This is a genomic window from Quadrisphaera sp. DSM 44207, from assembly GCF_900101335.1.
GTDB lineage: Bacteria > Actinomycetota > Actinomycetes > Actinomycetales > Quadrisphaeraceae > DSM-44207.
In genome coordinates, this window is sequence record NZ_FNKA01000004.1 from 114,628 (window position 1) to 128,932 (window position 14,305).

Here is a 14,305-nt window from a genome sequence, read left to right on the forward strand (position 1 = left end):
AGCTCATGACGGACGTGGTGGAGAGTTCCGAGGTCTCGGTCCTGCTCGACGAGCTGACGCGGGCGGCCGGCAGGGAGGACCCGTACTCCCGCTACTCCCGGCTCCGCGAGATCGCGCCCGTCGTCCGCGCCGACGACGGCACGCTGGTGGTCACCGGGTACGCCGGCTGCGTCGCGGTCACGCGCGATCCCCGGTTCGGCAACCCGCCGTCGCAGGCGATGGAGTTCATCGCTCCCGGCTGGGAGGACCACCCGGCCACGAGGCTGCTGTTCACCAGCATGCTGATGACGAACCCGCCTGATCACACCCGCCTGCGCCGCCTGGTCAGCTCCTCCTTCACCGCCCGCCGGGTGCAGGCCCTGCAGCCTCGCATCGCCGAGATGGTCGAGGACCGCCTGGACCACGTGGACGGCGAGATCGACTTCGTCGAGGCGTTCGCCCTGCCCTTCCCGGTCGACGTCATCAGCGAGCTGGTCGGCGTTCCCGAGGCTGACCGGGCCCGGTTCCGGGGCCTGGTCCGCGACTGGGGCCGCATCCTCGAGGCGGTCACGCCCGAGGCGCTGCAGAAGGCCGACCCGGCCGCGGCCGCGATCCGCGACTACCTGGCGGACCTGGCGCAGGAACGCCGTGAGGAACCGGGCGAGGACCTCATCAGCGCCCTCGTCGCCGTCGAGGAGGGCGAGCAGCTCACCGAGGACGAGCTGGTGACCATGGTGGCCCTGCTCTTCGCCGCGGGCTTCGCGACCACCACGAACCTGCTCGCCAACAGCCTCGTCTGCCTGCTGCGCGATCCTGACCAGCTCGCCCGCCTGCGCGCCGACCCCGCTCTGGCGCCGTCCGCGGTGGAAGAGCTCCTGCGGTACGACAGCCCGGTGCAACTGGTCAGGCGCATGGCCCTCGAGGACACCGAGATCTCCGGCGCACGGATCCGCGCCGGAGAGCGCGTCGTCGCCCACCTCGGCGCCGGCAACCGCGACCCGCAGCGCTTCGCCGACCCCGACCGCCTGGACCTCACTCGCGCGGACAACGCGCCGCTGTCCTTCGGTGGTGGCATCCACTACTGCCTGGGTGCGCCGCTGGCCCGCTTGGAGGCCCAGACCGCGATCCCGGCGCTGGTGACGCGCTTCCCGAACCTGCAGCTGACCGGTGCGCCCGCACGGCGCGACAGCCTGGTCATCCGCGGCTACACCGCCCTGCCGATCAGCGTGGGCTGACCCTCGAGGCAGGTGAGAGGGGCGTGGCCTGATCAGGAGGCCGCGTGCTGGTGCGGGGTGGAGAACGCGCGCCGGTAGGCGGCCGGGCTGGTGCCGACGACGGCAGCGAAGCGCTCCCGGAAGGTGGTCGCCGAGGCGAAGCCGACCTCGGTGGCGATGCGCTCGATCGGGTGGGCGGTGGTCTCCAGCAGGTGCTGGGCGCGGTGGATGCGGGCGCGGTGCAGCCAGGCCAGGGGAGTGGTGCCGGTCTGCTCGGCGAAGCGGCGCGAGAGGGTGCGGGTGCTCATCCGCGCCTGGGCGGCGATCGCGGCCAGGTCCAGGTCATCGGCGTGGTGCTCCTCCACCCACGCCAGCAGCGGGGCCAGGGACGAGCCCTCGGGGGCGGGTGGGGCGTGGGTGATGAACTGCGCCTGGCCGCCGGCGCGCTCCAGCGGCATCACCGACAGGCGGGCGACCTCGGCGGCGACGGCCGCGCCGTGGTCGCGGCGGACCAGGTGCAGGCACAGGTCCAGGCCGGCGGCGGCACCGGCGGAGGTCAGCAGCTGGCCGTTGTCGACGTAGAGCACGTCCGGGTCGACCTCGACCTGCGGATGGCGACGGGCCAGCGCGTCGGCGCCGGCCCAGTGGGTGGTGGCGCGGGTGCCGTCCAGCAGGCCGGTGGCGGCCAGGGTGAAGGCGCCGGCGCAGATGGAGGCGATGCGGGTGCCGGCGGCCGCGGCCTGGCGCAGGGCCGCCAGCACGTCCGGGTCGACGGGCGCGGTGGGGTCGGCCACACCGGGGACGATGACCGTGTCCGCCTCGACCAGGGCGTCCAGGCCCCGCTGCGGGCGCAGCCGGAAGGCGCCGGCGTCGACGTCGCGGTCCGGGCCGCTCGCCGCGGCGGTCAGCACGCGGTAGGCGCTGGTCCCGTCGGGCAGTCGGGTGCGCCCGAAGGTCTCCAGCGGCACCGCCAGGTCGAAGGCGATGACGCCGTCCAGTGCGAGGACGACCACCGTGTGCACCGCATGACACTACCCCCGCCCTGGCGAGATGCCGTCGCTCGTTGGCGTTCTCGCCACTGCCGGGACGCCGGTCGTCCTGCCTGGCCTGCGAGGCATGGACCTCGTGCCGCCGAACTCGCCCGCCCTGCCGGATCCGTCCACGTCGCCCGACCCGACCGACCCGTTCGCCGCATCCACTGCTGCGCGGCCCCTGCGGACGCAGGTGGTCCTCTTCGACGGCTTCGACCTGCTGGACGTCATCGCCCCGTTCGAGGTGCTGCACGCCGGCGGGGAGGCCGCCGGGAGTGCGCTGGTCGTCGAGCTGGCCAGCGCCGAGGGCCCGCGCGAGGTCCTCAGCGGCACCGGCGGAGTGAGCCTGCGCGCTACTGCTGCCCTGGACCCGGGCGCGGACGTCCTCGTCGTGCCCGGCGCCTCCGGCCCGGTGGACGACCCGCAGGAGCTGGGCCTGGAGACCATCCCGGTGCTGCTTTCGCGGACCTCGGACACCCCGCTGCCGGCCCTGGTGGGCCAGGCGATGGCTCGGGAGGGGACCGTGGTGGCCACCGTGTGCGGCGGCTCCCTGGCGCTGGCGATGGCCGGGCTGCTGGTCGGGCGGCGCGCGGTGACCCACCACCTGGGCATGGACGTCCTGGAGGCCACCGGCGCGCTCCGGGTGCGCGCCCGCGTCGTGGAGGACGGGCGGCTGATCAGCGCCGGCGGGGTCACCTCTGGCCTCGCCCTCGGCCTGCACCTGCTCGAGCGCCTGCTCGACCCGCAGGTGACCTTGGACGTGGCGGAGCTCTTCGAGCACGAGCGGCGCGGCACCACCTGGCGCGCGCCCACCCCGGCAGCTCCCGCCGGTCCGGGGCCCAGGGCATGAGCGGCATGAGCGGGGCGGGTGGTGCCAGCCGCGCCGAGGGCTCGTGGCAGCTGGTCATCCGCACCCCGGTCGGCCGCCAGGACGTCGTGCTGGACCTCGCCCAGGACGAGGCCGGTGGCCTGGGGGGCACGGCCCGCAGCAAGGACGAGACCGTCTCCTCGGAGCGCGTGCACCTGGACGGCGACCGGTTGACCTGGTCGCAGTCGATCACACGGCCGATGCGCCTGCGGCTGGACTTCGAGGTCGTCCTGGACGGGGACCGGCTGCACGGGCACTCCCGCGCCGGGCGGTTGCCGCGCTCGAGCGTCACCGGTCAGCGCACCAGCCACCCAGGAGCATGAACGCACCGCTGGCAGCCTGGACGTGCCGGTCGACTCCTCGGGTCGCGTTCCTGAAGTCGGTGCTCGAGCGCTTCGCGGAGCACGCGTTCTGAGCGGGTCCTCTGCTCGAGGTGGGCTCGATGCCGTCCTGCCCAGGGCGGCATCGGCGATGAGCGCGTCTTCGAGGTCGGCGTCCTGCTCCTCACGGCCGAGAGGACCGCCCAGGCTGGTGGTGGGCAGTGCGGGCGGGCCAGGCCCTTGGCGATCGCTCCGGTGATGCCCAGGTAGCGGCCGAAGTCGCTGGCGACTCAGGGGAGCTCCGACGTCCAGTCCGGGTGCCCGGGCATGGGGGGCGTCGTGCTGCCGTACACCCAGCTGTCGACGTAGGGCTGCAGGTCGCGTCCTGCCACCTCGCTCGCGACCCTGGTGAAGTCCGCCGTGCTCGCCGAGCGTCCCCGGTGCTCGGCGAAGAAGGCCTGCTCGATGCGCGCGAAGACGTCGGGCCCGACCAGCTCGCGCAGCCCGTACAGCGTCAGGGCGCCGGGGGCGTTGGTGTCGAAGAGCACGCCGAGCGACGACGTGAGCCGGCCGGGGGGTCCGCTCTGCTGGCGCTGGGCCGCGTCGGCGGCGTACACCTCCCGCATCGTCGCGTCCAGGTCCTGCCCGCCGTGCTCGGAGGCCCACAGCCACTGGTAGTAGGTCGCGTGCCCCTCGCTGAGCCACATGTCGTCCCAGGTGCGCACCGAGACGGCGTTGCCGAACCACTGGTGGACCAGCTCGTGCACCATGGTCGGGGCCTCCTGGTCCCCGGGCAGCCCCAGCTCGGCGGCGGAGAGCGTCGAGAGGGTCGCCGTCTCCAGCGCGACGCCGTTGTAGTCGCTGTCGACGGCCAGGACGCCGTAGCTGTCGAAGGGGTACTCCACCCCCAGCGCGGACTCCACCCACTGCAGCTGCTCCGCGGTGTCGTCGGCCGACGCCGCCAGCTCGGGCCGGTCCGCCGGGATCCAGCTGGTGATCGGCAGCCCGCGCGGACCCTCCTGGGCCACCGGCCGGAAGCGCCCCACCGCGACCTGCACGACGTGGGTGGGGATGTCGTCGTCGGTGCGGTAGGTGACCGTCCGCGTGCCGGGTCCTTCCGGTGCCTCGGAGACCAGGGTGCCGTTGGCGACCACCTGCAGGTCCGAGGGCGCCGTGACGCGGAAGGTCGTGCGCGCCTTGTCGCCGGGCACGTCGTTGCAGGGGAAGAACAGGTGCGCCCGGTCCGGCTGGCCCATCAGGGCGAACCCGTCCGGGGTCTCGATCCAGCTCTGCCAGGGCCAGTCCGTCCCCGCCGGCAGGTCCAGGGCCGGTGACGGCGGGTTCGCCGCGCGGTCCGCGGTGAAGTCGACGCGGGTGGTGAAGGTGCGCCCGGGCGGCAGGGGGTGCTCGGGCGTGACGACCAGCTTCTCGGTCCCCGGCAGCAGCCGGAAGCCGGCCGGGTGCCCGTCGACGACGACCGCCGAGACCTCGCGCGCAGCGGCGTCCAGGCTGAACTCGGTCAGCTGCTGCTGCGCGACCGCCGTGACCAGGACGGAGCTGGTCATCGTCGTCGCGTCCGGGCGGTAGTCGTAGCTGACGTCGTAGGCCGTGGCGTCGTACCCCGTGGTGCCCAGGGCGGGGAACAGCCGCTCCCCGGCGCCGGGCTCCTCCTGCGCGGCGGTCGCCTGGCCGGCGCACGAGGTCGCGCCCAGCAGCAGCGCGGTCGCGGTCGACGCCGCCGCGGTGCGCCACGACGCGCTCGCAGGTGGGGTCCTGAAGGCCATGGTGTCCAGCTCCCTCGGTCGTGACGTCGGTCCCTCGACGCTAGGGAGCGTCGCCGCGCGGCCGCATCGCCCATTGGTCGGAGCCGTTCGGAGCCGTTCGGTGCCCGGCTCGTCGGCGTCGCCGCAGGCAGTCCGCGCGGTCCTCCCGGGGGTGGCGTGCTCAGCGGGACCCCGCGCGCCGCGGCGTGCGACTTCGGGCGGACCCGAGGTGGCGGAGTTGGTGGGGCGGCCCCGCGCCTCTACCCTCCCCGAGTGCGCCGGCCGTGGATCCTCGCTGCGCTGCTCGCCCTCCCCGCGCTGGCCACGGTCGCCCAGGCGGCGGTCGGGACCCGCTTCCTGTCCCTGTCGGTCTACGCCTTCGCCCCGCTCGTGGCCAGCATGCTGTTCCGCTGGCGGCTCACCGCGGTCTGCTGCGCGTACGTGCTGGCCCTGGCGGTGCCGATGACGCTCGCCGACGACACGTTCTCCCCGCTGGTCGACCTCGCCCGCGTCACCTCCGTGGTGCCGCTGCTGGTGCTCGCCGTCGTCAACGCCGTCCTCCGCGAGCGGCGCGAGGCGCGGCTGCGCGACGTGACCGCCGTGGCGCGCGTCGCCCAGGACGCGATCCTGCGCGAGCTGCCGCCGGTGGTCGCCGGCGTGCCGCTGGCGGCCCGGTACCGCTCGGCGGCCGCCGAGTCGCGGGTGGGCGGCGACCTGTACGAGGCGGTCGCCGCGCCGGCCGGGCTGCGCCTGGTCGTCGGCGACGTGCGCGGCAAGGGCCTGGAGGCGGTGCGCACCGCCGCGCACACCGTGGCGGCCTTCCGCGAGGCGGCGCACGCGCCGGGCGCCTCCCTGCCGGACGTCGTCGCCGCCGTGGACGCCAGCACCTCGCGCCACCTGGGCGAGGAGGACTTCGTCACCGCCGTAGTCGCCGAGCTCACCGACGCCGGGGTGCTGCGCCTGGCCAACTGCGGCCACCCGGCCCCGGTGGTCCTCACCCCGGACGGGCGGGCCGCGGAGCTGGCCCCGGCGCGCCCGACCACGCCGCTGGGGCTGGGCCCGCGCCCGGTGGTGGAGGAGCACCAGCTGGCGCCCGGGACCCGGGTGCTCTTCTACAGCGACGGGCTGATCGAGGCCCGCGACCGCGCGGGCGCGTTCTTCTCCCTCGACCAGCACGTCGGCGTCCTCGCCGGCGGCAGCCTCACCAGCGCCCTGGACCGCCTGCTGGCGGAGCACGCGTCCTTCTCCCGCTCCCTGGCCGACGACCTGGTCGTGCTGGTCCTGGAGGTGCCGGCGGTCCTGCCCCAGCCCCGGCCCGGCCGGGCGGGCGCGCAGCGGGCGGGCGCCTGGCCCGTGCCGCCGCGCACCATCACGATCCGGCTCCCGCGCGGCGGCCGGCCGTCGGCGAGGGCGTGGGGCCCGGCCGACGACGCCGCGGTCGCCGCCGGGAGCGGCGCGAGAGCCGGCCAGACCTCCCAGACCTCCCGGAGCCCTCGGACCTCTCAGACCTCCTCGTCGGGGCCCTGCCCGGGGATTCCGGCCAGCAGCGCGCGCACCTCCGACTCGCGGTAGCGCCGGTGCCCGCCCAGCGTGCGGATCGACGTCAGCTTGCCCGCCTTGGCCCAGCGAGTGACGGTCTTGGGGTCCACGCGGAAGAGGGCGGCGACCTCGGCCGGGGTCAGCAGAGTCTCGGCCTGGGGTGCCTGCACGGTGCTCATCGCGTCTCCTCCTGTGCCGCGTGCGCACCACGGCGTGGTGCGGGCGGGCGCTCGCGTCGGGTCGACCGCCCGGCCGGAGCGGATGCCCGCTCCGGCCGTCTGGACGATTCGGGAGAATGGTGACCCACCGTGGTCGTCCATGTGCGGAGACTCGCCGAACTGGTGCCGCTGATCGCGTGTCGCCGGGGTGTCGCCGCGCCGCCGGGGACGATGGGGCTGCGCCGATCGCGCGGCTGCGGTGATGGAACGAGCGGTGAGCCTGTATCGTTCAGTCCCTGGAGAGCCAACCGCTCCGGGGCCGCCCCACGGGCCTGTCCCGGCCACGACGCATGAGGGGGTCGACGCCATGGGGCGCGGCCGTCAGAAAGCCAAGCAGACGAAGGTCGCCCGGCAGCTGAAGTACTACAGCCCGGAGACCGACTACAACGCTCTGCAGCGCGAACTCGGCGGTGGAGGGTCCGCGTACGTCGAGCACGACGCACCCGCGGACACCGACACCGGGGACGACGCCGACCCCTACGAGGACTGGAACCGCCGCTCCGGCTGACGCGGGCGGCGCTGGCGCCGGGCGTCAGGCGGGGTGGGTCCCCACCAGCCGGACGCCGCCGCCGTCCACGCCCTTGGCCCCGCGCACCGCGCCGTCCGGCGACCCGGTGCTCCTGCTCGCCGTCACGCGCCCGGCGACCCACGCCGGGACGCCGGCGGCGCTGAGGGAGCGCAGGACGGCGTCCACGCCGTCCGGCGCGACGACGGCGACCATGCCGACGCCCTGGTTCAGGGTGCGCTCGACGTCCTCGGGCGGCACGCGCCCCAGGTCGCGCACGAGCGAGAACACCGGCGGCGGGGTCCACGTGGCGCGGTCGACCTCGGCGTCCAGCCCCGGCGGCAGCACGCGCGCGAGGTTGGCGGCCAGCCCGCCGCCCGTCACGTGCGAGAACGCGCGCACGCCGCACCGGGGGTCGCGCGCGAGCGCCAGGCAGGGGCGGGCGTACAGGCGCGTGGGCTCGAGGAGCTCCTCGCCGAGGGCGCGCCCGAGCTCGGGCACGTGCCGCTCCAGCGACCACCCGGCGTCGGCGACCACGCGGCGCACGAGCGAGTAGCCGTTGGAGTGCAGCCCGGAGGACGCCAGCGCGACCACGGCGTCCCCGTCGCGCACGCGGTCGGGCCCGAGGAGGTCGTCCGCCTCCACGACGCCCGTCGCGGCGCCGGCGACGTCGTACTCGTCGGGGCCCAGCAGCCCCGGGTGCTCGGCGGTCTCGCCGCCGACGAGCGCCGCGCCGACCTCGGTGCAGGCGCGGGCGATCCCGGCGACGACCGCGGCGATGCGCTCGGGCACCACGCGCCCGCACGCGACGTAGTCGGTCATGAACAGCGGCTCGGCGCCGCACACGACGAGGTCGTCGACGACCATGGCGACGAGGTCCTGCCCGATGGTGCCGTGCTCGTCCATGGCCCGGGCGATCGCGACCTTGGTGCCCACGCCGTCGGTGCTGGTGGCCAGGAGCGGGCGGCGCAGGCCCAGCAGCCGCGAGGCGTCGTAGAGGCCGGCGAACCCCCCGATGCCGCCGAGCACCTGCGGGCCGTGGGTGGCCGCGACGGCCGCCCGCATCAGCGCGACCGCCCGGTCGCCCGCCTCGACGTCGACGCCCGCGGCCGCGTAGGTGGTGGGCGGTGCGGCGTCCTGGCCCGCCGCGCCGCTCACAGGGCGGACGGCGCAGGGACGGACGGCGCAGGGACGGACGGCGCAGGGACGGACGGCGCGGGGACGTCCAGCTCCAGCTGGCCCTGCTGCGCGCCGGCCGCCTGGCCGGTGAGGCGGACGTCGTCCGGCAGCCCGGCGGGGTAGGAGCCGGTGAAGCACGCGGTGCACAGGCGCTCGCGCGGCTGCGCGGCGGCCTCGACCATGCCGTCCAGGGAGATGTGGCCGAGGGAGTCGGCGCCGATGCTCGCGCACACCTCCCGCACGGCCAGGCCGGAGGCGACGAGCTCCGCGCGGCTGGCGAAGTCGATGCCGTAGAAGCACGGCCACTTCACGGGCGGCGAGGAGATGCGCACGTGCACCTCGGCGGCGCCGGCCTCGCGCAGCATCCGCACCAGCGCCCGCTGGGTGTTGCCGCGCACGATCGAGTCGTCGACCACGACGAGGCGCTTGCCGGCGATGACGGAGCGCAGCGGGTTCAGCTTCAGCCGGATCCCCAGCTGCCGGATCGTCTGGCTCGGCTGGATGAACGTGCGGCCGACGTAGGAGTTCTTCACCAGGCCCTGGCCGTACGGGATGCCCGAGGCGTCGGCGTAGCCGATCGCCGCCGGCGTGCCGGACTCTGGCACGGGGATCACGAGGTCGGCCTCGACGGGGTGCTCCCGGGCCAGGCGCCGGCCCATCTCCACGCGCGCCTCGTGCACGGGGCGGCCCGCGATCGTGGTGTCGGGGCGCGCGAGGTAGACGTACTCGAAGACGCAGCCGGTCGGCGTCGCGGGCGCGAAGCGGGAGACGCGCAGGCCGTCGGCGTCGATGGCGACGAGCTCGCCGGGCTCGACCTCGCGCACGGAGCTGGCGCCGACGATGTCCAGGGCCGTCGTCTCGCTCGCGACGACCCAGCCGCGCTCGAGGCGCCCGAGGACCAGCGGGCGCACGCCGTGCGGGTCGCGGGCCGCGTACAGGGTGCTCTCGTCCATGAAGACGAGGCTGAAGGCGCCGCACAGCAGGGGCAGCACCTCCATCGCCGTGGCCTCGAGCGTGTGGTCGAGGTCGCCGGTCAGCAGGGCCGTGACGAGCGCGGTGTCCGTGGTGTTGCCGCGCGCGATCTCCGCGCCGGCGGCGGCGCCGTAGCGCTCGGCCACCAGGCGCCGCAGGTGGGCCGTGTTCGTCAGGTTGCCGTTGTGCGCCAGCGCCACCGTGCCCGCGGCGGTCGCGCCCAGCGTCGGCTGGGCGTTCTCCCACTGGCTGGCGCCGGTCGTGGAGTAGCGGGTGTGGCCGATCGCCACGTGGCCCCTCAGCCCCTGCAGCGACGCCTCGTCGAAGACCTGGGAGACCAGGCCCATGTCCTTGTAGACGAGGATCTGCTCCCCGGTGCTGGCGGCGATGCCCGCCGACTCCTGCCCCCGGTGCTGGAGGGCGTAGAGCCCGAAGTAGGCGAGCCGGGCGACCTCCTCGCCCGGCGCCCAGACCCCGAAGACGCCGCAGGCGTCCTGGGGGGCCTTCTCGCCCGGCATCAGGTCGTGGCTGAGTCGTCCGTCCGCGCGGGCCACGCGACCATGGTGGCACAGCCGGGCGGGTGGGCTCAGCGCCGCCGGGCCGCGAGCACCGCCGCCAGGGCCCCCAGCAGGCCGCCGCCGAGCCCCAGGACGACGCACAGGTAGCCGAGCACGGTGCCGTAGCTGTACTCCCCCTCCGGCTGGGAGAAGGTCAGCACCAGCGCGGCCAGCAGGCCGGCGAGCACGCCCACGGCGACGAACCGGCCGTAGCGGGGCTCCCGGCGGATCCGGCCCCGGCGCACCGGCTCGCCCGGACGCGGGCCCGCGGGCTGCTCACCCTCCGGCTGGCTCACCCGACGACCGTACCGGCGGCTCGGCGGGCGCCGTCAGCGGCAGCCACGGCGACAGGTCCGCGCGCTGCCCGCTGGCGCGCACGCGCCCCTGGGCGAGCGCGTCGGACCACGCCAGGTCGCCCGCGGCCAGGGCCAGCCAGGTCGCCGCGTCGGCCTCGACGACGTTGGGCGGGGTGCCGCGCGTGTGCCGCGGGCCCGGGACGCACTGGACCACCCCGAACGGGGCGACGCGCACCTCGACGGTGTGCCCGGGCGCGCGCAGCGCGAGGTCCTCCAGCGTCGAGCGCACGGCCGTGGCCGTGGTGGTGCGGTCGGCGGCCGTCGGGTCCGCGCGCCAGGCTGCGAGCGCGGCCCGGCCGGCGACCGGGTCGGTGCGGCGTCGGGCGGGCACGCTCCCACTGTGCCTCACCACGGCGAGAACAGGACGGCGAGGTGGGCCTGCGCCAGGGACGCGTCGAGGAGGACGGCGAAGCCGACGGCGAACCCGCCGTCCGGCGCGGCGAGCCTGTCCCGCAGCACCTCGGCGGCACCCGCGGGCGAGCCGTCGACGACGGCTGCGAGCTCGGCGTCCGCCAGCGGGACGGCGGCGCGGTGCCCGCCCCGGCGATCGCAGCGAGTCCACCCGGGCGGCACGGGCTCGCCCGGGTCCCACGGCAGCGCAGCGGTGCGCAGGGCGAAGCTGCCCTCGCCCGCGCGGGACAGCTCCACCCACGGACCGTCCGCCGGGTGCCCGCACGCGGCGCGCGGGAGCGCGGACACCGCGAGCCCGAGCTGCCGCGCCAGGCGGGCGCGCGCTCCCCGCAGCTGGTCGACGAGGCCCGCCCCGGGCACCAGAGGCACCTGCAGGCCGACGACGTCGCGCTCCCGGACCGCGACGACGCGCTCCGCGCCGTCGACCGGCAGGTGGTCGCGCAGGCGCTGCAGCAGCTCCTCGACGCGGGCGATGTGAGCGATCACCGCCGACCGGTCGCCGGAGGCGACGACGCCGGCGGCCCGCCCCAGGCCCATGCCCGTCGCGCGCAGGGCGTGCAGGAGGCGGCCCGCGCCGATCTGCCCCGGCGCGTACCGCCGCCACCCCGTCCCCGGGTCGACCTCCGCCGGCGTGAGCAGGCCGCGCTCGTCGTAGCGGCGCAGCAGGTGCACCGGGATGCCGGTCCGCAGCGAGAAGACGGCCGGCGTCAGGCCAGGGTGCGGCAGGAGGGAGGACACGTCCGCAGGGTGGCAGCCGGCGCGCCTTCGGCGTCCCCACCCGGCCGGTCCTGTGGACGAGCGCACCCGACCCCGTGCACGAGCGCACGGAGCGGGGGTGTTCTCCTCGAGCGAGCCTGACGGGAGGTGAGGCTCCCGGAGCGTTCCTGTGGACAGCCGTGCGGTGTCCACAGGATGAGGACCGCGAACCTCACCCGCGGTGAGGCTCGCTGGAGGAGAACACCACCTCCGCGCGGCCTCCACGGGCGTCCCGCGTCAGCCGGCGGGTGCGGCCGGTCGCGCGCGATCGGTCAGCGCGACCGGTCAGCGCGATCGGTCAGCGTGATCGGTCAGGCGGGGGCGGGGACGCCCGCGAAGGCCCGGGGCAGCGGCGCCGCGTGCACCTCGCGCAGCTCGGCCAGGGGCACGGTGAAGAGCTCCTGGACGTCGAGCGCGGCGTCGTCCCCGGTGCCGTCGGTGACGCCGATGCGCAGGTGCGGCACGCGGCGGGCGGTGCACATGTCGGTGAAGCGCACCTCCTCGCTGCGGGGCACCGCGACGAGCACGCGCCCGGTGGACTCGGCGAACAGGGCGCTGGCCAGGTCGACGCCGTCGCGCTCGCGCAGCTCGCCCAGCCACACGCGGGCGCCGACGCCGGAGCGCAGGCAGGCCTCGACGAGCGCCTGGGCCAGCCCGCCCTCGGACAGGTCGTGCGCGGCGTCCACGAGGCCGTCGCGGGAGGCGTTGACGAGCACGTCGGCGAGGACGCGCTCGGCCTGGAGGTCCAGGGACGGCGGCAGCCCGCCGAGGTGGCCGTGCACCACGGCGGCCCACTCGGACCCGGACAGCTCCTCGCGCGTGGTGCCGAGCAGGTGCAGGTTGAGGCCCTCCTCCCGCCAGCCGGACGGCGTGCGGCGCGAGACGTCGTCCAGGACGCCGAGGACGCCGACGACGGGAGTGGGGTGGATGGGCTCGTGGCCGGTCTGGTTGTAGAAGCTGACGTTGCCGCCGGTGACCGGGACGCCGAGCTCGGCGCAGGCGTCGGCGAGGCCGGTGACGGCCTCGGCGAACTGCCACATCACGCCCGGGTCCTCGGGGGAGCCGAAGTTCAGGCAGTCGGTGACGGCCAGCGGCGTCGCACCGGCGGTGGCGACGTTGCGGTGCGCCTCGGCGAGGGCCAGCTGCGCGCCCGCGCGGGGGTCCAGGCGGCAGTAGCGGCCGTTGGCGTCCAGCGACAGGGCGACGCCGAGCCCGGTCTCCTCGTCGACGCGCACCACGCCGGCGTCGTCGGGCGCGGCCATGGCGGTGTTGCCGAGCACGTAGCGGTCGTACTGGTCGGTCACCCACGCCCGGCTGCACAGGTTCGGCGAGCCGGCGAGGGCGAGCAGCTGCTCGCGCAGCTGCTCCGCGGTGGTCGGGCGGGGCAGGTCCTCGGCGCGGTCGGCCTGCAGCACGTCGAGCTCGGCGGGGCGGGCCGTCGGGCGGCGGTACACCGGCCCCTGGTGCGCGACCGTGCGCGGGGGCACGTCGACGACGGTCTCGCCGTGCCAGGTGATCCGCAGCCGCCCGGTGCCGGTGACCTCCCCGACCACGGTGGCCTCCACGTCCCACCGGCGGGTGATCGCCAGGAACGCGTCGAGGTCGGCGGGCCGGACGACCGCCATCATCCGCTCCTGGGACTCGCTCATCAGCACCTCCTCCGGCCGCAGGGAGGGGTCGCGCAGCGGGACGGCGTCCAGGCGCACGGCCATGCCGCCGTCCCCGGCGCTGGCCAGCTCGGCGGTGGCGCAGGACAGGCCGGCGCCGCCGAGGTCCTGCACGCCCGCGACGACGCCGGCGCGGAAGAGCTCGAGGGAGCACTCGATGAGCAGCTTCTCCTCGAACGGGTCGCCGACCTGCACGGCGGGGCGCTTGCTGGGCCCGCCGCCGCCCTCGAAGGCCTCGGAGGCGAGCACGGACACGCCGCCGATGCCGTCCCCGCCCGTGCGGGCGCCGTACAGGACGACGAGGTTGCCCTCGCCGGTGGCGCTGGCGAGGTGGATGTCCTCGTGGCGCATCACGCCGACGCACAGGGCGTTGACGAGGGGGTTGCCCTGGTAGACGGCGTCGAAGACGACCTCGCCGCCGACGTTCGGCAGGCCCAGGCAGTTGCCGTAGCCGCCGACGCCGGCGACCACGCCGGGCGCGACGCGGGCGGTGTCGGGGTGCTCCAGCGCGCCGAAGCGCAGGGAGTCCATCACCGCGACCGGGCGGGCGCCCATGGCGAGGACGTCGCGCACGATGCCGCCGACGCCCGTGGCCGCGCCCTGGTGCGGCTCGACGAAGCTGGGGTGGTTGTGGCTCTCGACCTTGAACGTCACGGCCCACCCGTCGCCGACGTCCACCACGCCGGCGTTCTCGCCGATGCCGACGAGCAGGGAGCGCCGCATCGCCTCGGTGGTCTTCTCCCCGAACTGGCGCAGGTGCACCTTGGAGGACTTGTAGGAGCAGTGCTCGCTCCACATCACCGAGTACATCGCGAGCTCGCTCGCCGTCGGGCGGCGGCCGAGGATCTCGCGGATCCGGGCGTACTCCTCCTCGCGCAGCCCCAGCTCGCCGTAGGGCAGCGCCGCGTCGGGCGTGCCGGCGGCGTGCTCGACGGTGTCCACGCCCGTGTTCGCGCCGGTGTCCACGCCG

The 14,305-nt window shown here is 75.9% G+C and carries 14 protein-coding genes; 5 read left to right on the forward strand and 9 right to left on the reverse strand.

Annotated features, from left to right (window positions below; translation table 11 throughout):
• Positions 1-5 precede the first annotated feature (5 nt).
• Positions 6-1,214: a cytochrome P450 gene (locus BLS82_RS14520; protein WP_092867308.1), complete on the forward strand. Its 1,209-nt coding sequence runs from the start codon at positions 6-8 to the stop codon at positions 1,212-1,214.
• Positions 1,215-1,246: 32 nt separating this feature from the next.
• On the opposite strand, the gene BLS82_RS14525 is transcribed toward BLS82_RS14520, so the two are convergent.
• Positions 1,247-2,215, reverse strand: coding sequence for a GlxA family transcriptional regulator (locus BLS82_RS14525; protein ID WP_092867310.1), 969 nt, complete (start codon positions 2,213-2,215; stop codon positions 1,247-1,249).
• Between the two features lie 190 nt (positions 2,216-2,405).
• Between BLS82_RS14525 and BLS82_RS14530 the strand changes: the two genes are divergently transcribed.
• Complete coding sequence (locus tag BLS82_RS14530) at positions 2,406-3,074, forward strand: DJ-1/PfpI family protein (RefSeq protein ID WP_092867506.1); 669 nt, start codon at positions 2,406-2,408, stop codon at positions 3,072-3,074.
• Entirely contained in the window at positions 3,071-3,415 is a 345-nt protein-coding gene (locus BLS82_RS14535) for a hypothetical protein (RefSeq protein WP_218123975.1), read from the forward strand. Before BLS82_RS14530 ends, BLS82_RS14535 begins: the two co-directional genes overlap by 4 nt.
• Positions 3,416-3,702: 287 nt before the next feature.
• On the opposite strand, the gene BLS82_RS14540 is transcribed toward BLS82_RS14535, so the two are convergent.
• On the reverse strand, positions 3,703-5,196 hold the full coding sequence (locus BLS82_RS14540; protein ID WP_092867314.1) for a M1 family metallopeptidase: 1,494 nt from the start codon (positions 5,194-5,196) through the stop codon (positions 3,703-3,705).
• Between the two features lie 252 nt (positions 5,197-5,448).
• On the opposite strand from BLS82_RS14540, the gene BLS82_RS14545 reads away from it, so the two are divergent.
• Entirely contained in the window at positions 5,449-6,747 is a 1,299-nt protein-coding gene (locus tag BLS82_RS14545; RefSeq protein ID WP_092867316.1) for a PP2C family protein-serine/threonine phosphatase, read from the forward strand.
• On the opposite strand, the gene bldC is transcribed toward BLS82_RS14545, so the two are convergent.
• Positions 6,678-6,893, reverse strand: a complete 216-nt coding sequence (gene bldC / locus BLS82_RS14550; protein WP_092867318.1) for a developmental transcriptional regulator BldC — start codon at positions 6,891-6,893, stop codon at positions 6,678-6,680. The two genes, BLS82_RS14545 and bldC, sit on opposite strands and share 70 nt — an antisense overlap.
• A gap of 346 nt (positions 6,894-7,239) precedes the next feature.
• Here bldC and BLS82_RS14555 point away from each other — a divergent pair, with 346 nt between their 5' ends.
• Positions 7,240-7,440 carry a DUF3073 domain-containing protein gene (locus BLS82_RS14555; RefSeq protein WP_092867320.1) on the forward strand — a complete coding sequence of 67 codons (201 nt, stop codon included), beginning with the start codon at positions 7,240-7,242 and terminating at the stop codon, positions 7,438-7,440.
• A 24-nt stretch (positions 7,441-7,464) separates the two neighbouring features.
• Here the strand turns inward: BLS82_RS14555 and purM are convergent, their stop codons facing one another.
• The 6 genes from purM to purL form a co-directional block, all read right to left on the reverse strand.
• The gene (purM, locus tag BLS82_RS14560; protein WP_092867322.1) at positions 7,465-8,595 is read right to left on the reverse strand and encodes a phosphoribosylformylglycinamidine cyclo-ligase; all 1,131 of its coding nucleotides are present in this window, start codon (positions 8,593-8,595) and stop codon (positions 7,465-7,467) included.
• Positions 8,592-10,142 carry an amidophosphoribosyltransferase gene (gene purF, locus BLS82_RS14565; protein ID WP_092867324.1) on the reverse strand — a complete coding sequence of 517 codons (1,551 nt, stop codon included), beginning with the start codon at positions 10,140-10,142 and terminating at the stop codon, positions 8,592-8,594. Before purF ends, purM begins: the two co-directional genes overlap by 4 nt.
• 32 nt (positions 10,143-10,174) lie before the next feature.
• Positions 10,175-10,441: a hypothetical protein gene (locus BLS82_RS14570; RefSeq protein WP_092867326.1), complete on the reverse strand. Its 267-nt coding sequence runs from the start codon at positions 10,439-10,441 to the stop codon at positions 10,175-10,177.
• The gene (locus BLS82_RS14575; protein WP_092867328.1) at positions 10,422-10,832 is read right to left on the reverse strand and encodes a sterol carrier family protein; all 411 of its coding nucleotides are present in this window, start codon (positions 10,830-10,832) and stop codon (positions 10,422-10,424) included. The genes BLS82_RS14570 and BLS82_RS14575 overlap by 20 nt, the downstream gene beginning before the upstream one ends.
• A gap of 14 nt (positions 10,833-10,846) precedes the next feature.
• Positions 10,847-11,650, reverse strand: coding sequence for a MerR family transcriptional regulator (locus BLS82_RS14580; RefSeq protein ID WP_176819129.1), 804 nt, complete (start codon positions 11,648-11,650; stop codon positions 10,847-10,849).
• Positions 11,651-11,979: 329 nt separating this feature from the next.
• Positions 11,980-14,301 (reverse strand): phosphoribosylformylglycinamidine synthase subunit PurL, encoded by a 2,322-nt coding sequence (gene purL / locus BLS82_RS14585; protein WP_092867508.1) that lies wholly within the window; start codon positions 14,299-14,301, stop codon positions 11,980-11,982.
• Positions 14,302-14,305: the final 4 nt, after the last annotated feature.